Source organism: Spirosoma pulveris (assembly GCF_054781875.1).
This window is the reverse complement of sequence record NZ_BAAGTO010000001.1, coordinates 1,230,264-1,251,346: the sequence shown is the minus strand read 5'-3', so window position 1 is coordinate 1,251,346 and position 21,083 is coordinate 1,230,264. Positions and strand designations below refer to the sequence as shown.

At 54.0% G+C, this 21,083-nt stretch carries 12 protein-coding genes; 11 read left to right on the top strand and 1 reads right to left on the bottom strand.

What is annotated here, in order from left to right; genetic code table 11:
* Positions 1-5: 5 nt before the first annotated feature.
* The gene (locus ACYVJM_RS05120; protein ID WP_461147118.1) at positions 6-1,643 is read right to left on the bottom strand and encodes a glycoside hydrolase family 28 protein; all 1,638 of its coding nucleotides are present in this window, start codon (positions 1,641-1,643) and stop codon (positions 6-8) included.
* A gap of 323 nt (positions 1,644-1,966) precedes the next feature.
* On the opposite strand from ACYVJM_RS05120, the gene ACYVJM_RS05115 reads away from it, so the two are divergent.
* From ACYVJM_RS05115 to ACYVJM_RS05065, 11 genes are all read left to right on the top strand, one after another.
* Positions 1,967-3,145: an esterase gene (locus ACYVJM_RS05115; protein WP_461147117.1), complete on the top strand. Its 1,179-nt coding sequence runs from the start codon at positions 1,967-1,969 to the stop codon at positions 3,143-3,145.
* A gap of 44 nt (positions 3,146-3,189) precedes the next feature.
* The gene (locus ACYVJM_RS05110; protein WP_461147734.1) at positions 3,190-4,335 is read left to right on the top strand and encodes an esterase; all 1,146 of its coding nucleotides are present in this window, start codon (positions 3,190-3,192) and stop codon (positions 4,333-4,335) included.
* Positions 4,336-4,420: 85 nt separating this feature from the next.
* Positions 4,421-5,296 (top strand): alpha/beta hydrolase, encoded by an 876-nt coding sequence (locus tag ACYVJM_RS05105; protein ID WP_461147116.1) that lies wholly within the window; start codon positions 4,421-4,423, stop codon positions 5,294-5,296.
* Positions 5,297-5,312: 16 nt separating this feature from the next.
* Positions 5,313-6,440, top strand: coding sequence for an esterase (locus ACYVJM_RS05100; RefSeq protein ID WP_461147115.1), 1,128 nt, complete (start codon positions 5,313-5,315; stop codon positions 6,438-6,440).
* A 65-nt stretch (positions 6,441-6,505) separates the two neighbouring features.
* Positions 6,506-10,594, top strand: a complete 4,089-nt coding sequence (locus tag ACYVJM_RS05095) for a glycosyl hydrolase (RefSeq protein ID WP_461147114.1) — start codon at positions 6,506-6,508, stop codon at positions 10,592-10,594.
* Positions 10,595-10,615: 21 nt separating this feature from the next.
* Positions 10,616-12,955, top strand: a complete 2,340-nt coding sequence (locus ACYVJM_RS05090; RefSeq protein WP_461147113.1) for a glycoside hydrolase family 3 protein — start codon at positions 10,616-10,618, stop codon at positions 12,953-12,955.
* Positions 12,956-13,564: 609 nt separating this feature from the next.
* Entirely contained in the window at positions 13,565-14,818 is a 1,254-nt protein-coding gene (fucP, locus tag ACYVJM_RS05085; RefSeq protein ID WP_461147112.1) for an L-fucose:H+ symporter permease, read from the top strand.
* A gap of 67 nt (positions 14,819-14,885) precedes the next feature.
* Positions 14,886-15,902 (top strand): zinc-binding alcohol dehydrogenase family protein, encoded by a 1,017-nt coding sequence (locus ACYVJM_RS05080; protein ID WP_461147733.1) that lies wholly within the window; start codon positions 14,886-14,888, stop codon positions 15,900-15,902.
* A gap of 83 nt (positions 15,903-15,985) precedes the next feature.
* Positions 15,986-16,888: a ThuA domain-containing protein gene (locus ACYVJM_RS05075; protein WP_461147111.1), complete on the top strand. Its 903-nt coding sequence runs from the start codon at positions 15,986-15,988 to the stop codon at positions 16,886-16,888.
* Between the two features lie 5 nt (positions 16,889-16,893).
* On the top strand, positions 16,894-20,100 hold the full coding sequence (locus ACYVJM_RS05070; protein WP_461147110.1) for a PVC-type heme-binding CxxCH protein: 3,207 nt from the start codon (positions 16,894-16,896) through the stop codon (positions 20,098-20,100).
* A gap of 86 nt (positions 20,101-20,186) precedes the next feature.
* Positions 20,187-21,083: a sugar phosphate isomerase/epimerase family protein gene (locus ACYVJM_RS05065; RefSeq protein ID WP_461147109.1), complete on the top strand. Its 897-nt coding sequence runs from the start codon at positions 20,187-20,189 to the stop codon at positions 21,081-21,083.

Here is a 21,083-nt window from a genome sequence, read left to right as displayed (position 1 = left end):
GCGGATTACTCCTCTTTCATCGTCATGACGTTTGCCGGGGCAGATGCGTCGGATTCTACCGTTCTTTTTGCGTGGGACGTGTCGGTATTCAGGAGCCGGATGCCACTGGAACGCGCCCCTGCAATGTGCATCAGCAAATCTGCATTGTTTGCATACTGAATTGCGTCGAGGGTCAGGTTGCGGCTGTTCTGCAACTGCATGACGGTTTTGTTGCTGGTAAACAGCGACACGTTTTTCAGCCGGATATTCTCTGCTTCGATGCAAACCAGCCCTTTCCGACTTTGCAGCACCGCATTTTCAATCAAAATATCCTTGACGGCCATTTCGGGTAACCCCCGGATCAGAATCGCCGTTTCGGCACCTTTGCAGGTAACGTTCCGAATCTGAAACGCCTTGAATTGAGGGGTTGCCTCGGAAAGGGGCTGCGCCGGAATACTGGGTAACTCATTGCTTTCACCCTGTTGCGGCACCGGGTCTTTAGCAGCATAATACATGTCGAACAGAATGGCTTCTCCGGCAATATCGGTCATGTCGATACCATCTACGAAGATGTTTTCGACAACACCACCCCGGCCCCGCGCCGTCTTGAAACGAAGCCCGACATCCGTGCCCATGAATGTACAGTTCGATACGTACAGGTTTTTTACTCCGCCCGACATTTCGCTGCCGATCACAAACCCGCCGTGGGCATGGTACACCCGGCTATTCCGAACGGTGATGTTTTCGGTGGGAACGCCCCGCTTGCGGCCTTGCTCATCGCGGCCCGATTTGATACAGATACCGTCGTCCCCTACATCGAACGTGCAGTCGTCAACCAATCCGTTCCGGCAGGATTCTAGGTCCAGGCCGTCGCCATTTTGGGCATACCACGGATTTTTAGCCGTAACCCGGCGAAGAGTGATGTCTTCACAGAGCAGCGGGTGCAGGCACCAGGCGGGGGAGTTCTGAAACGTTACGCCCTCCAGCAGAATGCGCTTGCAGCGGGTTAGGCTCAGCATGTTGGGACGCAGAAAATCCTTGATGCGCTCGTAGTATGCCATGGGCTGCCCTGCTTTTACCGGTTCACTGGCTCCGTTCAGCGATTGCGCTGTTGGGTACCAGGTATCCTGTTTATCATTCAACACGCCACCGGAGGCAACCAGCTTTTTCCACTGGTCGGAGGTAAGTTTGCCTTTCTTAACCATCCGCCAGGCTTCCCCGGCACCATCGATAATACCTTCGCCGGTAATGGCGATATTTTCCAGGCCTACGCCCGAAATCGGGGCCTGATTTCGAATGGCTTCTTCACCCTCCCAGGTCGTGCTCACCAGCGGATACACCTCGCGTCGGTTCGTAAACTGAAGCAACGCACCTTTAGCCAGATGGAGATTGACATTGCTTTTAAGCGTAACCGGACCCGTTAGCCACAGTCCACGCGGAATCAATACGACGCCCCCACCGGCTTTACTGCACTGGTCGATAGCCTTGTTGATGGCGGCTGTATTCAGGGTAAGGCCATTGGCAACGGCGCCTAACCGGGCGATGTTTAAAGTGTCCTTCCGGAAAGCAGGCAGGACGGCTTTCGGTAAGTCTGCCGGTCTGGCCGACACAAGTTGGGCGATGGCAACAAAAAACAGGGTAGCGAGTCCAGTGGCAGTTTTCATAAAAGGGGCGACCGGAAAGCGGTCAAAACGGGGGTGATGTCTGACTATCTATCCGGTTGAACAGTTGATAACAATTCGCGAAAGTGACCTTAAATTCAGCAACCGTTCAAGGAAAGCCTGCCTTTTTTTTGTGCAATCGTTCCCGGTAACGATGCCAGCCAATGCACCCAAAGAACCGATACTGCTGACAGACCGCTGTAGGAAGATATTCCATGCCAACAAATTGTAATAAATAGTCATGAAAAATTCACAAAATGTCGCCGTCTCTATGAGGTTGAACAGGAACTTTATGTACTTTTGACACAAAGGAAAAAATGATGCCTATGAATCGGATAGTTAGTCAGCTTATCGCGTTACTGTTGGTCGGAAACTACTGGGCACAGGCGCAGCAGGCACATGTAAACCTTGACTGGAATCCACAGAAGAATACCCAGAACTTGCTGCCTTTCGGTGCCAGCGTCATCTCTCCTGAAGTTCGTGACGACCGCACTGTTACTTTCCGACTCAAAGCCCCCGAAGCCCGGACCGTTCTGTTAACCGGTGGTCCTATGCTGCTGGCCTTGAAGGCAAAGGACCCCATTCCCTTTCAAAAGAGCGACGAAGGACTTTGGTCGCTGACGGTTGGGCCGCTCAAGCCTGACATATACGTGTATAAATTCAGTATCGACGGCGTGCAGGTTGTCGACCCGAACAACACACTTACAGGCTTTAATGACCAGCCCGGTTACAGCAATCTGGTTGTTCAGGGCGACGGCCCTGCTTACTATGATGCGAAACCAGTTCCGCACGGGGCTGTTACGCGTCATATCTACCACTCGGATGTGCTTAATGGCGAGCGGGAAATGTACGTATACACGCCCCCCGGTTATAGCCCCAAAAAGAAGTATCCGGTGCTGTACCTGATGGGTGGCAGCGGTGAGCTGGCTTCCGGATGGGCACTCGATGGTCGGGCCAATTTCATCGCCGATAATTTGCTTGCCGAAGGTAAAATGGTGCCAATGCTCATTGTCATGCCAAACAATCAGGTGGTTCACCGCAACGATCCTGCGCATACTGAGAAAACATTCCCGTTGCTGGAAGAGGAGCTGAAAAAGCAGATCATTCCGCTGATCGACAAGAGCTACAGCACCCGTGCCGACCGTAAAGGACGTGCCCTGGCGGGTCTGTCCATGGGAGGGCGGCATACGCAGCTGGTTGGGTTGAAAAATCTTGACCTGTTCAGCGCCTTCGGTGTCCTGAGTGCGGGCGATCTGGAAACGGAAAAAGTTAGTGCGGCTTTCCTCAATGACCCGGCCGCGAACCGGAAAGTTGATTACCTCCTGGTAGGGCAGGGAACCGGTGAGGTAGAAACAATCGGTAAACGGGCCGTAGCCCTACATGAAGCGCTGCAAAAGCATAGTATCAAGCATGATTACTACGTCGGTGGCGAAGGGGCTCATGACTGGGGTACCTGGCGGCATCTGCTGTATTACAAATTACTGCCCAACCTCTGGCGGCAATGACAATGATGGCGAATGAAAATAAAACCAAGTATATGAAAATCAATATGACCACTCCACGTTTGCTGGTAACCCTGTTCGCAACGGGTATTGCCGTGGGCGCTCTGGCGCAGGCACCCCAGCGGACCCCCACACCCAACGACACGCTCAAGTCACCCAAAGTGCTGGACGACAAGCGGGTCATGATTCAGATTTACGCACCCAAAGCCAGCGAGGTAAGCGTGGGTGGCGACTTCCTGTCGGGGGGTAAGCCCATCAGCCTGACCAAGAATGACGTGGGCGTCTGGTCGGCGACGACCAGCCCGCTCCGCCCGGATTATTATTCGTATACACTCTTGGTGGATGGCGTTCGGACGATGGACCCCAAGAATCCGATTATTAAACAGGGCATCAGCAGTCTCGAAAATATCATGCTCGTGCCGGGTGCCGAAACCGCTTTTGAGGATAACAAGGCTGTGCCTCACGGCGAAGTTCGGGAAGTCTGGTATTCGTCGAAATCGCTCAACATGATGCGCCGGATGCACGTGTACACGCCACCGGGTTATGAAAAAGGGAATACCAAATACCCTGTTTTTTACCTGCTCCACGGTGCCGGGGATGACGATTCGGGCTGGAAAACCATTGGCCGGGCGGGTTTTATCCTCGACAACTTACTGGCTGCGGGACAGGCCAAACCCATGATTGTGGTCATGCCTAACGGGAGTATGCCGCTGCCCCCATCGAGTGGAATGAATCCTCAGGCCATGAATACCATCCGGTCTATGTTTGCCAATGATTTGCTCAACGACATCATGCCAATGATGGAGAAAACCTACCGCACATTGCCCAATCGCGAAAATCGGGCACTGGCGGGCTTGAGTATGGGTGGTTTCCAGACGCTCGACGTGTCGCTCACCCGGCCCGAATTGTTCAACTACGTGGGCGTATTTAGTTCCGGATTTTTCGGGGCTTCTATCGACGAAGCCGAAACCAAATATGCCAAATCGCTGAACGATCCTTCGTTCAACAAGAACAAAAAACTGTTCTGGATCGCCATCGGTAAAGATGATTTCGTGATGGATGCCAACAAGAAAACGCTGGCCCTTCTCGACAAGCATCAGATCAAATACCAGTACAAAGAAACCTCCGGCGGCCACACCTGGATCAACTGGCGCCAGTACCTCAATGAGTATGTGCCACTGCTGTTTAAGTAAGTGAAATTTGATTTTGAAAAATACCCCACCCCAAACGGTACGCCGTTGCTGTGGGGTGTTTTTTAACCATTCTCCAACCTACCTCATGACACCAGCTCGATCACGTTTACTACTTTTTCTCCTGTGCTTTTCTACCCTTTCGTTGGCTGCTAAAGTCGATTCGCTGGACGTGCCATCGGCCGTGATGAAGAAGAATCTGCGGGCGGCTGTGGTGCTGCCGAATTCTTACGCCAAAGGCAAAGCCAACTATCCCGTTTTGTATTTGCTGCATGGGGGTGGCGGGAAGTTCAACGACTGGCTGAATAAAACGCCCGATAAAATGCTCCTGCATAATCTGGCCGATCAATACAATATCATTATCGTGACGCCGGAAGGGGAACCCTTAAGCGGATATCTGGATAGCCCCATTCAGAAAGATAACCTTTTCGAGACCTACATAACAAAAGAGGTCGTCGAAAAAATCGATAACACCTACCGTACTATCCGCGACCGTAAAGGGCGGGTCATTACGGGCCTGAGCATGGGTGGTCATGGTGCCTTGTACCTGTCAGGCCGTCATCCGGAGCTTTACTGTGCTGCCGGTAGCATGAGCGGAGCACTCGATCTGTCAACGACGCACTGGAAAATTACACCGGAGTTCGCTAAACAGATTGCGCCGGGATTCACCCGGATATTGGGACCCGTTGGGGCAACCCCCGATCTATACGCGGCTAACTCGGTCGTAAACATGGCCGACAAACTGAAAGCCAACGCCCTGCCACTGATCATTGACTGTGGGGTTGACGACTTTCTGATCGAGCCGAACCGGGAACTGCACCGTCGATTGGTGTACAACCAGACTCCCCACGATTACACCGAGCATCCTGGTGCGCATACCTGGGACTATTGGGAAAATTCGCTCCCGTCGCATGTCTTGTTTTTTAGCAAAATATTGAAGCAAAACGGCATTGTTGTTCCCTGATCTACCCGTGACTTGTATGAAAAAACTTATCGTCTGCCTTAGCCTGCTGGCTACCGGACTGGCGCAGGGACAGAATTTTCCGGCACGCACCCCGTCGCCCAATGATACCCTGGTTTCGACTAGAATTTTACCTGACAGCCGGATTCGCTTCAGTATCTACGCCCCCAAAGCCACCGAGGTAACGGTGAACGGCGACTTTATGGCCGGGCAGCCAGCCGCCAGTCTGACGAAACAAGCCAATGGCGTATGGACAACCACCGTTGGGCCATTGGCCTCCAATCTGTATACGTACGATTTTACGGTGGACGGCATCAAAACGTTCGATCCAAAAAATCCGCAGTATAAAGAGAGCCTGAACGGTCTGTCGAACCTGGTTACGATACCGGGAAAAGAGACCGATTACGTGACTGAAAAAAATGTACCGCATGGCCGGGTCGAGATTGTCTGGTATCCATCGGCTTCATTGGGTATAACCCGCCGAATGCACGTGTATACCCCACCAGGCTACGAGAAGTCGACGGCCAAACTACCGGTTTTGTACCTGCTTCATGGCGGGGGCGATAACGATGCCAGCTGGATGACTGTGGGACGGGCCAATTTCATTCTGGATAACCTGCTGGCCGAAGGCAAGATGAAGCCCATGCTGGTGGTCATGCCCGCGGGACACACGCCCACACCCGGCATACACATGGGCGCTGGCCCGGAGCAAGACCCGTTTTGTATTGATTTTATGGGTAGCGTGATGCCTTACATTGAAAAGCAATACCGTGTATCGACCCGTCGTGAAGACCGGGCTATTGCGGGCCTGTCGATGGGAGGTATCCAGGTACTGAATATTGCCCTCTGGCATCCGGAGAAATTCAGCTATGTGCTTCCACTGAGTACCGGCTACTTCCCGCCTGTCATTAAGGAGCTGGAAGAGAAGTATCAGGCCGTATTAAAAAATCCGGAAATCAACCGGATCAAATTAGTCTGGATTGCCATGGGTGGCCCAGCCGATATTGCTTACCCGAACAACAAGAATATGATGGCCCTCTTCGATAAGAACGGTATAAAATACCAATATGTCGAAGTGCCCGGCGGGCACTCGTTCCTGGCGTGGCGTACTAATCTACACACGTTTGCCCCATTACTGTTTCGCTAACTACCTGCGATCAGGGACCGGCTTCCTGAATCCAGCGTTCGTATCTCCCGACTTGTACCGCCTTCATGAAAAGACGCAGTTTTCTTAAAAACAGCTCCACAGCCGGGCTGATGGCCCTCATCACGCCAACCGGCATCCTGGACATTCGTAAAAAGCAGTCTGCACAACCAGCCGCCGTTGCCGAATCGTTCGCCGACGCCTTCCTCAATCCGCCAGCGTCGGCACGGGCGCAATGCTGGTGGCACTGGATGAATGGCAACGTCACCGCCGACGGGATCACCCGCGATCTCGAAGCTATGAAACAGATCGGGCTGGGCGGGTTTCAGAACTTCGATGCTGGTACGGGTATTCCCAAAGGTCCTGTGGTGTATCTAAGCCCCGAATGGCTCCGGCTGAAGGAGCATACCATGAAAGAAGCAGAGCGGCTGGGATTGGAATTTACCATGCACAACTGCCCCGGCTGGTCGTCGAGTGGCGGGCCGTGGATTACGCCCGAACTTGCCATGCAGCAGGTGAGCTGGAGTGAAACTTTTGTGACGGGTGGACAGACGGTAACCATCCCGCTGGCGCAACCGCTCACCAATCTGAATTATTACCGGGATGTGGCGGTGATTGCCTACCCGTCGCTCCCCGGCGAAGTGCCGCTATCAGCAGTTGTCCAGCAGGTTAGTGCCAATGGGGGAGGGGCGGTTTCTGCCGATGAACTGGCCGGTAGCAAAGGCGTGTCGATTATGGCCGAGGCCGACGATAAACCCGTTACGCTGCTTATTGAATTCAATCAGCCCTACGAAGTGCGCTCCATTGCGTTTTTGAGTAAACCCCTGGGCAAACCCCGACCAGCCGGTGGTTTTGGTGGCGGTCCCCAGCTAACGCTCGAACTGTCGGACGATGGGCAGACGTTTCGGAAGCTAACGTCGATTGGTACCGGGCGTTCGTCAGATCTGTCGCTGAGCCTGGCGGAGTTCCCGGTTACAAAAGCGAAGTTTTTCCGGCTGACATCGCCCGGAGCGCGTCAGTTTTCTCAGCTTCGTTTTTCGGGAGCGGCACGGCTGGCCGACTGGCGAAAGAAAGCCAACAGTGCCTTTGGTGTCATGGGCGTTACGCCCGATCCCGACGGCACTACCAAAGCGGCTATCCGGCTGGATGCGCTTGTCGATCTCAGTTCATTCATGAAAGACGGAGTGCTTACCTGGGCGGCACCGGCGGGCAACTGGACGGTACTTCGGATGGGCTACACGCCCAACGGCGAGATGAACCGATCGGCACCCGATACGGGTGTGGGGCTGGAATGCGATAAATACAGTGCAGCAGCCATTGATTTCCATTTCAATAAAATGATGGAAAACCTACTGCCAACGCTCGGGCCGATAGCGAAAAAAGGCCGCGTCGGGATGCTCATCGACAGTTATGAAGTGGGTATGCAGAACTGGACGGCACAGTTTCCGCAGGCGTTTCAGGCCCGCTCGGGCTATTCGCTTTTGAACTACCTCCCGGCATTCACCGGACGCATCGTGGGCGATGTCGACACCACCGAGCGGTTTTTGTGGGATGTGCGCCGAACCCAGGCCGACCTCATTGCAGATAATTACTACGGTCGATTCCGTGAGTTGTGCCATAAAAACGGCATTACGGCCTACACCGAACCGTACGACCGGGGGCCAATGGAAGAAATGCAGATCGGTGCCCGCGTCGACGTGAACATGGGCGAATTCTGGAACGGTCTTTCGGCCATCTTCCAGAATAACCTGACCATGCGCCGGACCACTAAGCTGGCGGCTTCGATCGCGCATATCAACGGGCGTGTTGCGGGTGGCGGTACCCCCGAAAACCCACAGGTGGTGGGGGCGGAAGCCTTCACCGGCGAACCCGAATCGGCGCGCTGGCAGGAGTATCCCTTTGCTATGAAAGCCCTGGGCGACAAGATGTTCACCCAGGGACTGAACAAGATTATTTTTCACCGGTACGCGCACCAGCCCCACCCGACCGCCGTGCCGGGCATGACGATGGGGCCGTGGGGCATTCACTTCGACCGGACAACGACCTGGTGGCATCAGGGACGATCGTGGCTGGATTACATTGCCCGTTGCCAGAGTTTGTTACAACAGGGGCTGTTCGTTGCCGATCTCGCCTATTTCACCGGCGAAGACGGCAATCAGTACACGAAAGTGGAGCCCCACGAATTAACGCCAACCCCACCGGAGGGCTACGATTATGATCTCATCAATGCCGAAACGATCATAAAACGGGCCAGCGTGTTGAACGGAAACCTGACCCTGCCCGACGGCATGAGCTATCGGCTGCTGGTACTGCAGGACCACAAAGCATTAAGTATCGAACTGGTTCGCAAACTACGGGAGCTGGTCAATGGCGGGCTGACTCTGATCGGTTCGAGGCCAGCGATGTCGTTGGGCTTACGAACGAAAACGCAGGGAAATGATGAATTCCAGCGGCTGGTGAACGAAATCTGGGGAGCTGGCAACCGTCCTGAAAATCGGTTGGGGAAGGGGCGTGTATTCTTGAAGCAGCCTATTGAAACGGTACTGTCGGCGCTGGCCATCAAACCCGATTTCGAGGTTACATCCCGCTCCGGCGATGCGCCCGTTACCTATATTCACCGGCGCATCGGGAAGACGCAGGTATACTTTCTGGCCAATCAGCGACGCACCCCTGAAGACTTGGTTTGCACCTTCCGCGTCGACGGGATGCAGCCCGAACTGTGGGATGCGGCAACGGGTAAACAGACACCGTTGCCCGTTTATGCCACGGCCAATGGGCAAACGCAGGTACCAGTCCAACTCGACCCGGCTGGCTCCGCTTTTATCGTATTCCGCTCGGCTGCCAAGTCAAAACAACTCCAATCGGTCAGCAACGGAAGCGAGCTTGTCCTGACGAATAAACCCTTTTCAGTTCCTGCCCGGAAGCTCTATAAAGACGTGTCAAATAACTTTGCCATCAGCCTGTGGGCCAAGCCGGAGCTGAATATCATGCTGTCGACGAGTGGGTTTCTGGACACGGTGAAAGGTGCCTGGACGGATTTCTACGCCCTGTATCCACCCGCCGGTACGGACTTGTACGGGGAGGGGCACGCGGTCTGCGGGTTAGCCATCGGGCGAAACGGCGTGGCGGTCTGGGAGCGCACAACCGGCAACCCCGTCTTTAAACTGGCTGCTCCGGCAGACATATCCGGCTGGTCGCACATTGCGCTGGTGTACACCGATGGTGTTCCGGCAGTGTATGTCAACGGCAAACTAATTCAGCGCGGGAAAGCCGCCGGTAGCCTTGTTCACCCCGGTCTGGGGCAAGCGTACCTGCGTGATGGCGCGTCGTTCTACAACGGCGACCTGAGCGAACCGCAGCTGATTGCGGAAGCCATAACGGAAGAACGCGTTCGACAACTCGCCACCCAGCCCCGGCCGAAATCCGAAACCATGCCTGCTGTGCAACTGGCTGCGAACGGCGTACCGGGTCTGCGTTTCTGGCAGAATGGCCGCTACACGCTGCAACACAGCGATAGCCGTACGACGCCTGTAACCGTTGCCGGAATTGCTCCGCCAAAAGAATTGACTGGTCCGTGGCAGGTGAGCTTCCCCCCAAATCTGGGCGCACCGGCGCAGATTACCCTTCCCAAACTGCTGTCGCTGAGCAGCCATGAGCAGGATGGCGTAAAGTATTTTTCGGGTACGGCCAGTTATCGCACATCGTTCACGGTGGCGGCCGGCTCGCTCGCGAAAGGAAAGAAACTCATGCTGGATCTGGGTCGTGTGGAGGTGTTGGCGGGTGTTCGGGTAAACGGGAATGATCTGGGTGTATTCTGGAAGCGTCCGTTTCTGGTCGATATTACCGATGCCGTAAAATCCGGTACCAATACGCTGGAAATTGCTGTTACTAACCTCTGGCCCAACCGCCTGATCGGCGACGAGCAGTTGCCGGACCCCGATAAGTTTACCCCCGGAGGTGGGTCCAGTGGCATTGCCAGCCTGAACAACGGTGCCATCGTGGAGCTGCCCGCCTGGTACAAAGAAGGGAAGCCCAAACCAGCCGATGGCCGGGTGACATTCACCACCTGGAAACATTATAAGAAAGACTCGCCCCTGCTGGATTCCGGCCTCATCGGTCCGGTGGTGCTGAAATCGGCAGAAGATGTAGCCGTGTAAATTGATTAAAGCCAACTAACTATGAGAAAAAAGAGAATCAGTATCGGTTTACTCAGCCTGCTCACGGTCTCCGTCACATTCGGTCAAAACTGGACCGAGAGCAAGACGGGCAACTGGGTAAAAGTGACGAACAAAGGCGGTCAAACGCTCGGCTATTCGCCCATATCGGGTGTTAAATTGCTGTCTGACAAAGGCTTTGCGTTCAAGGACCTGAATAAGAACGGGAAGCTGGATAAATACGAAGACTGGCGTTTGCCGGTCGAGGTTCGGGCTAAAGATCTGGCGGCCAAACTCAGCGTCGAACAGATTGCCGGATTAATGCTGTACAGCAGACACCAGCCCATTCCGGCTGCAGCTGGGGGACCGTTTGCGGGCACCTATAACGGCAAAATCTTTGCGCAGAGCGGAGCCAATGTGTCTGATCTGTCGGACCAGCAACGGGAGTTTCTGACAAAAGATAACCTCCGGCACGTGCTCATTACCTCGGTTCAAAGCCCGGAAGCGGCTGCCGTCTGGAACAACAACGCACAGGCACTAGTCGAAGGGCTGGGCGTGGGTATTCCAATAAACAGCAGCTCCGACCCCCGGCACGGCACCCGCGCCGATGCCGAATACAATGCCGGGGCGGGTGGCGCTATTTCCATGTGGCCGGGCTCGCTGGGACTGGCCGCTACGTTCAACCCTCAACTTGTGCAGAAATTCGGTCAGATTGCCGCTACGGAATACCGGGCTTTGGGCATTGCTACGGCCCTCTCGCCACAAGTCGACCTCGCCACCGACCCCCGCTGGAACCGGGCCAGTGGTACGTTCGGCGAAGATCCCAATCTGGCAACGGACATGGCCCGTGCGTACATCGACGGCTTTCAAACCTCAACTGGTGCCAATGAGATCACCGGCGGGTGGGGCTACGCCAGTGTCAACGCCATGGTAAAACACTGGCCGGGTGGTGGCTCGGGCGAAGGGGGCCGGGATGCACACTATGGGTACGGTAAATACGCGGTTTATCCCGGCAATAACTTCCAGACGCACTTCATGCCGTTCCTCAACGGAGCCTTCAAACTGAAAGGCAAAACGGGCATGGCGTCGGCCGTAATGCCGTACTACACCATCTCCTACAACCAGGACAAAAAGTACGGCGAAAATGTGGGCAACAGCTACAACAAATACATCATCCACGATCTGTTGCGGACGAAGTACAAATACGATGGCGTCGTCTGCACTGACTGGCTCATCACCGCCGATGAAACGGCTGTCGATGTGTTCCTGACGGGTAAATCCTGGGGTGTCGAGAAGTTGTCCGTTGCGGAGCGGCACTACAAAATCCTGATGAACGGTGTCGACCAGTTTGGCGGCAACAACGAAGCAAAACCCGTTACCGACGCGTATCAGATGGGCGTTAAAGAGCATGGCGAATCGTTTATGCGCACCCGATTCGAACAGTCGGCGGTGCGATTGCTGAAGAATATCTTCCGCGTTGGGCTTTTCGAAAATCCCTACCTGGATCCGCAGGTATCGCAGAAAGCCGTGGGTACGCCCGAGTTCATGAAAGCCGGGTATCAGGCACAGTTGGAATCGGTGGTGATGCTCAAGAACAAGGCAAAGGCATTACCCCTCACCAAAGGGAAGACCGTTTACATTCCCAAGCGGTTCACGCCAGCGGGGCGCAATTTTCTGGGGATGCAAACGCCCGAAAAACTGGAATACCCGGTCAATCTGGCTGTCATCAAAAAATACTTTACCGTGACCGACAACCCGGCCGAAGCCGATTACGCACTGGTCTTTATCCAAAGTCCGAATTCGGGGGGCGGGTACGATTCGGAACAGGCCAAGGCGGGCGGGACGGGCTACGTTCCGGTAAGTTTGCAGTACGGCGACTATACCGCTCAGGACACCCGCAACCCAAGTATTGCGGGTGGCGATCCGATGGAGAAGTTCACCAACCGGACGTATGCCGGCAAAACGGCGAAGACCATTAACAGCAGCGACCTGACGATGGTTACCGAAACCTACGCCAAAATGAAGGGCAAGCCGGTTATTGTGGCCCTTCAGGTATCCAATCCAACGGTGGCGAAGGAGTTCGAAGCGCAGTCGAACGCCATTCTGGCGCATTTTGGCGTGCAGGACCAGGCCTTACTGGAGATCATGACGGGCGCTCATGAGCCCTCCGCACTCCTGCCCATGCAATTCCCCGCTGACATGAAAACGGTGGAAACCCAGGCTGAAGACGTCCCCCGCGACATGACCGCCTATAAAGATTCGGAAGGTAATACCTACGATTTTGGCTTCGGTCTGAACTGGAAAGGCGTCATTCAGGATGCCCGCACCGCTACGTACAAAAAGCCCGTTTTGAGTATGAAGTAGGGTATTCATGTGCGGTTAGCTTCTTTAGCCTGACCGGTGAGGTTTTAGAAGCCTCGTTTATGACGATATCGGTGGGTTATCCGGTTTCCGACCAGATTGGTATATCTTATCCGGAAACGGAGAGGTTAACAGATGGTGTTAGGTCCTCATACCAAACACCACTGAAGCTATACTGGTCGGAGACCGGATAACCCCCGACCGTAGTCACAGACTATGGTCAACACCGTGGAGGAGCAGGGTTTTGTAAACCAGAAATGGCGGGCTTTTGAGTCCGCCATTTCTGGTTTATAAACTGGTAGCGAGCAGTCTCCAACTATCCGGTCTTACGCAGCTAAGTATAGACGTTATGAAGGGTTAGCCTGCCCTTCGTCAATTGATAATGTTTGACGCCTGATACTGGACGACCAGGCTGGTTCAATTCAAAGCGTAAACAGATGGGTCTTCATGGTGAGAAATATACATCAACTGGCTTCTATCTTCCGGTATAAGGTTAATATCCCTTACTTATTGGATAATTATTGCTAGTATCCTTATTCGTAAATACTTTTCCTTTGTATTGTTCAATATGCGGGATTGATTCCGAAATCACCCTTATTTTCGTTTCTACCTATGTCTGACCGTAAGACCCGCCTGGCTATCATTTTAATTACTTCCCTGTTTTTTCTGTGGGGATTTGCGCTCAACTTAAACCCGATTCTGATTCCGCACCTTAAAAAAGCCTGTCAGCTCAGCGATCTGCAATCGGCACTAATCGACTCGGCTTCGTACATCGCTTATTTTCTGATGGCACTGCCAGCGGGCCTTTTCATGAAACGGTACGGCTATAAATCCGGGATTACGCTCGGCCTGCTGCTCTTTGCCTTTGGCACTTTTCTCTTTTACCCCGCAGCCGAACAACGGATGTTTGGGTTTTTTCTGGTAGCCCTGTTCATCATTGCCAGTGGACTCACACTGCTGGAAACGGCTGCTAACCCTTACATTACCGTACTGGGAGATAGCGACACCGCCACGCAACGGCTGAACTTCGCTCAGTCGTTCAACGGACTGGCCGCTTTTCTGGCCCCGCTCATGGGTGGTACGTTTATCCTGTCGGGCAAAAACCTGACGGAACAGGAGCAAACGGCCATGTCGCCGGGGCAACTCGATACGTATCTGAGTCAGGAAGCCGCATCGGTGGAAGTCCCTTTTCTGATCATCGGTATTGTCGTATTAATTGTCGCGATTGTCCTTTGGCGCACCCCATTGCCGGATATTATTGATGAAGAGGACACGCCGGAACAGGCATCAGGCTCTGTCCTGAGCGAGAAAAACCTGGTCCTGGGCGTTGTGGCGCAGTTTTTCTACGTGGGCGCTCAGGTATGCATCAGTAGTTTCTTTATTCGATTCTCCGACAAAGTAGCGGGAGTAGACGAAAAAACGGCGGCTCTGTATTTATCCGGGTCATTGCTGGCGTTTATGATCGGTCGGTTTTTTGGTACTTACCTCATGCGGTTCATCGCACCACCGCGTTTGTTGGCCATTTATAGCATCATTAATGTGATCTTGCTCGGGTTCGCCATCGTCACGGAGGGCATGATACCGATTTACGCGCTGGTGGGTGTCGAGTTCTTTATGTCGATCATGTTCCCAACCATTTTCGCATTGAGCATCCGGGGGCTGGGGTCGAAAACGAAAATCGGGTCGTCGCTGGTTATCATGGCCATTGTGGGCGGGGCCGTATTTCCGGTCATCATGGGCCGTATCTCCGACCTGACGACTATTCAGATCGCTTATGTCGTACCGGCACTTTGCTTCCTGGTCGTCTTCTATTTCGCGCTAAAGAACAGCACCGTAACCAACGTGAAACTGGCGGTGTCGCATTAATAAAGAGAGAGCAGCCCGACGTTTTCGTTCGGGTCAGTTCCTTTATATAAATATTAACCCTGTTATGATGGATTCAGTAGTGTGTGTAACGCCCCGACAACTGGCGTATCAGCAAGTGCAAAAGCCGGACCTTAAGCCGGGACATGCCCTTCTCAAGATCAGACGGATTGGCATCTGTGGAACCGATTTGCACGCGTTTGAGGGCACTCAACCTTATTTTACGTATCCCCGTATTCTGGGCCACGAACTGGCTGCCGATCTGGTCGATGCAGACGATGCCCCCGGTTTTTCGGTAGGTGAGGCCGTTACCTTTCTGCCTTATTTCAACTGTGGGTATTGCATTGCCTGCCGCACCGGAAAGCCAAACTGCTGCGTTCGTTTGCAGACCGTTGGCGTGCATATCGACGGCGGTATGGTCGAATATTATTCCGTTCCGGTACACACGCTGGTGCATGGACAGGGCCTATCGCATGATGAGCTGGCGCTGGTAGAACCCCTGTCGATTGGAGCGCATGGTGTTCGTCGGGCCGATGTCCAGCCGGGCGAAAACGTACTTGTTGTTGGTGCGGGGCCCATTGGCTTAGGAACAATGGAGTTCGCCCGGATAGCCGGTGGAACGGTCATTGCACTGGACATTAACGCGGGTCGGCTGGACTTTTGCCGAACGCAACTGGGCGTTCATCATACCATCAACGCACAGTCGCCGGATGTTATGGAGCAATTGGCGGCTATCACCAACGGCGATATGCCTACGGTTGTCATCGACGCCACCGGCAGCTTACGCGCCATTAATACGGCCTTTTCGTACCTGGCGCATACGGGACGGTATGTGCTGGTGGGCTTGCAGAAAGGTGACATCAGTGTGAGTCACCCGGAACTGCACAAGCGGGAGGCTACGCTCATGAGCAGCCGCAACGCCACCCGCGCCGACTTCGACCATGTCATTGCCTCGATGAAAGCAGGGCTGGTTAAGCCAACTACCTACATTACGCACCGCGTTGGTTTCGATCAGATTGTACGCGAGTTCGATAGCTGGCTGGACCCCGCCAATGGCGTCATCAAAGCCATGGTATCGCTTGGTTAACATTACCCACTGGCAGGTAAGTAAATTTTGTATTGAACGTCCTTAGACTAGAAGCCTGACCCGCTACAACCCAACAGCCCCGCATGAAAAACAACCGCCGAGATTTTCTACAACACGCTGCCGGCCTGCTGGCACTTGGCACCCTGAGTATTGGTGAAGTCCTTGCCAGCCATTCGAAATTGACCGGTAAAAAAGCGGACAAACCGTACGTGGTATTTGTTACCGGCGACCATGAGTACAGTGGTGAACTGACACTGCCGTACATTGCCGAGGAGCTGGAAAAAAACTACGGAATGCGGACGAAAGTCCTGAAAGCCTATCCCGACTACAATGCGGAAAAGGACATTCCCGGTCTGGAAGCTCTGAAAGAGGCCGATCTGGCTGTTTTCTTTCTGCGCTGGCGTCTGTTGCCCAAGGAGCAGCTTCAGTACATCGACGATTACCTGAAGTCAGGGAAACCGGTTATGGGCTTTCGAACCACAACACACGCCTTCAACTACCCTGACGGCGACGATCGCAAACGCTGGAACGCGTTCGGGGAGTTTGCCTTTGGGGCTCCTCCGGGCTGGGGTGGAGCCGCGAAGCACACGCACTACGGACACAAAAGCACGACCGATGTGACCGTTATTCCCGAAGCAGCCAAAAATCCGATTCTAACGGGTGTAGCCCCATCCTTTCATGTGGCTTCCTGGCTCTACCGCGTCTTGCCCGATTATCCGGCAAAGGGAGCCGTGCCCCTGCTCATGGGTAAATCGGTTAACCCGGATAAAGAGGCCATCGATAACCCCGTTGCCTGGACCTGGAAAAACCAGTGGGGCGGCAAAGCCTTTATGACGACCCTGGGTCATCCCGAAGATTTTCAGGTGGAGTCGTTCCAGCGCCTGATTATCAACGCTATTCACTGGGAGCTTGGCAAGCCAATTCCCAAAAAGTGGAAAGGTAAATTAGCGATTGACGTTCCTTATGGCCATCCCAGTAAATCCTAACTTCTATGAAAGCTTTTGTTAGCAGGAAAACCAATATCTACGCGATGCTTGCCTTACTGGGCCTGTTAGGGCTGGGTATCAGCGCATTTAAGTTCTACGCATCGGATTCGCTGAAGCTCAAAAAGGAGGCCCACATTATGCTGATTGGCAATAACCTGGGGTCGAGGATGATGAACTACGGGCAGTTTGAAACCGAAATGCAGGTTCGCTACCCGGACAGTATGCTGTACATCCGCAACATGTGCGACCCAGGTGATACCCCCGGTTTCAGGCCCCGTTCGAGCCGGTTCTCCCCCTGGGCGTTTCCGGGTGCCGAGAAGTTCCAGACCGAGTACGCCAACCCGTCTGATAGCCAGGGCGAGTTCGAATCACCCGATCAATGGCTGACCCGGCTCAAAACCGATATTATAATTTCGTTCTTCGGCTATAATGAGTCCTTCCAGGGACCCGCCGGTCTGGCCAACTACAAAGCCGAACTGGACGCGTTTATTAAACACACGCTGAGCCAGAAGTACAACGGCAAAACGGCCCCGCAACTGGCCATCGTGTCGCCCATTGCCTTCGAAGATCTATCGGCTACCCTCGACCTGCCCAATGGTAAAAAAGAGAACGCCAACATCCTGCTCTATACCAAAGCCATGAAGGAAGTGGCCGAGCAGAATAAGGTATTGTTTGTCGATGCCTTCACGCCGTCGCAGCAGTGGTACAATACCACCAAAGAGCCACTAACCATCGACGGCTCCCAACTGAACGAGGAAGGCTATAAAAAGCTCGGGCTTTTGCTGGCCGATCAGCTTTTCGGTAAAGCGGCTCCCAAGGCCGAATCCAATCGGAAGCTGATACACGAGACGGTGATGGAGAAAAACTGGATGTGGCACAACGATTATAAAATCCCCAACGGCGTTCACGTCTACGGGCGTCGCTACAATCCGTTTGGCCCTGATAACTATCCGGCGGAAATCGAGAAGATCCGGCAGATGACCGCCATTCGGGACACGGCCGTCTGGCTGGCCGCTACCAAAGGGCAGACGATTGATATTGCCGCTGCCGATGCGCGTACCCGGAAACTGCCCGAGGTGAAAACCAATTTCAATCCGGAGAAAAACGGGAGTCTGACTTACCTCAGCGGAAAAGAAGCCTTGAGTAAACTGAAAGTCCCGCAGGGCTATAAAATTGAGCTTTTTGCGTCGGAAGAGGAGTTTCCTGATCTGGCAAAACCCATGCAGATGTCGTTCGACAACAAAGGGCGTCTCTGGGTGGCGGCCATGCCGAGTTACCCGCACTATAAACCCGGCGATCCCAAGCCGAACGACAAAATCCTGATCCTGGAAGATACCAACAACGACGGGAAAGCCGATAAGCAAACCGTTTTTGCCGACCATCTGCACCTGCCGCTCGGGTTTGAGATCGCCAAAGAAGGGGTGTACATCTCGCAGGGCCCAAACCTCAAACTGTTTACCGACACCAACGGGGACGATAAGGCCGATAAGAGTGAAATCCTAATGAGCGGCTATGACGACCACGACACCCACCACAACAGCCACGCCTTTACCGTCGATCCATCCGGGGCTATTTATTCGGGTGAGGGCGTTTTCCTGCACACCAATGTCGAAACGTCGTACGGTCCGGTTCGGGCGACCAATGGTGGTTTTTACCGCTACGCTCCTCAGTTGCACAAACTGGAACGGACGGCTCAGCTTTCAATTCCGAACCCGTGGGGAATAGCCTTCGACGATTGGGGACAGCCCTTCTTTGCCGAAACATCCAGCCCCGATGTTCGGTGGATGATGCCCGGCACAGTATTGCCGCGCTACGGGGAAGCCACCCACAAATCGGTGCAGTTGATCGAAGAAGCTCACCGCGTGCGGCCAACGTCCGGTCTGGAATTCGTCTCCAGCCGTCACTTCCCCGACGAGCTGCAGGGTGATTTTCTGATCAACAATACCATTGGATTCCTCGGTATGAAAGAGCATACGCTGGTTGACGATGGTACAGGCTATAAAAGCAAGCACCGGATGGATCTGGTTGTAAGCGAAGACCGGAATTTCCGGCCCGTCGATATGGAGTTTGCGCCCGATGGGTCGCTGTACCTGATCGACTGGCACAATATCCTCATCGGGCACATGCAGCACAACGCCCGCGACCCCCTGCGCGACCATTCGCGGGGTCGGGTGTACCGGATTACGTACCCGTCGCGCCCGCTCGTGACACCCGCTAAAATTGACGGAGCCTCGGTAGAAACCTTGCTGGATAACCTCAAACTACCTGAATACCGTACCCGTTACCGCACCCGGCGCGAACTCCGGGGTCGAAATGCCTCCGAGGTGCTGGCTAAGTTGAAAACCTGGGTTGCCGGACTGGATAAAAAAGATCCCCGCTACGAACACCATCTGCTGGAAGGCCTTTGGGTGAGCTGGGGCATGGACAAAGTAGACCAGAATCTGCTGCGTCAGCTGCTGAAAGCGAAGGATTATCACGCCCGGGCGGCTGCTGTTCAGGTGGTTCGCTACACCGGCCATCAGGTGCCCGACCAGGCTGATTTGCTGATGCAGGCCGCCCGTGACGAAAATAGCCGCGTACGACTTGATGCCATCGTGGCCGCTTCCTGGATCGGTAAGGAAAAAGGGCTGCCCATTTTGGCCGAAGCCGCGAAAAAACCGCTCGACGACTGGATGATCCACGCCCATAAAACAGCGGTGGCTCACTTGAAAGACATGAACGTGCCAAAAGAAAAAGAAGTACAGGAGGTATCGTCGCTGAAAGGGCAGGAACTGGCCATGTTCAATTTGGGAAAGCAGATTTACGCCAAAGAAGGCTATTGCACCACCTGTCATCAGCCCGATGGAAAAGGGCTGGCCGCTTCCGGATTCCCTCCCCTCAGTGGTACGCCCTGGGTAACAGGTAGTGAAGAGCGAATGATCAAAATTGTACTGAAAGGTATTATGGGGCCGATTGAAGTGGCTGGTAAAAACTACCCCGGACAGGTACCCATGACGCCCTTCGGCGGGTTGCTGAAGGACAATGAAATAGCCGCCGTGCTGACCTACGTTCGAAATGCGTTTGGAAACAAAGCCTCGGCCGTCAGCCCAGCAACGGTGAAGAAAGTCCGTGCTGCTACGGAACGGAAAGTGGATTTCTATACGCCAACGCAACTCCTCAAGGAGCACCCAATGGGTACCGAAGACGGGGTTAAGTCGGCCAGCACGAAATAGTAATTTGGTTGAGTAATGGAGTAAGGGAAATCGGTTAAGTCGAACTCTCGCGCTAACCTATTGCCTACAAATAATAGCTTTATTTTATGTCTTTATCGAACACTGCATCGGGTATGCCGGCTGGCCAATGGGCACCGATTGGCTTCAATCTGTTAGTCTGGACAGCCGCCATATCCGAAGAAATGAACCCCATCGCCGAACGGCTGAAAACGATTGGGTACGACGGCGTTGAATGTTTTATTGACCAGCAGGACGTTAGTGTCTATCAAAAATTTGGCGACCATCTGAAGCAACTCGGTCTGAAAAGTACCTGCGTTACCGTTGTCGGGCCGGACGAGAATCCCGCCAGCGAATCGGCTAAAGTGCGCGAACAGGCGGTTGTTCAGTTGAAAGGTGTAGTCGACCGGGCGCATGCGCTGGGGGCAACGGTCATCTGCGGGCCGTTTCATTCGGCCTTTGCCACGTTCTCCCGACGTGAGCCGCAACCCGACGAGTACGCCTACAGCGCGGAGGTGCTGCATACCGTTGGCGATTATGCCAAACAGGCTGATATCGTCCTGGCACCCGAAGCCCTCAACCGCTTTGAGTGTTACCTCTGCAACACCATGAGCCAACTGGCCGAGCTGGTGCGTAAAGCAGATCACCCCAATGTACGGGCCATGTTCGATACTCACCACGCCAACATGGAAGAAAAACACTTCCCCGACGCGCTGAAGACCATTGCTCCGTTGCTGGCCCACGTACACATCAGCGAAAACGACCGGGGTACCCCCGGTGATGGGCATATCCCCTGGGATGATACCTTTCGGACGCTCTCCGAACTTAATTATTCCGGATGGATGACCATCGAAGCGTTTACCCGCAACGACATCAATTTTGCCAATTCCATCAACGTCTGGCGGGAGTTCAGCAAACCGTGGGACATTGCGGAAAATGGTCTCAAGTTCATCAAAGCCATGCAGGCTAAATACACTAACGCATAA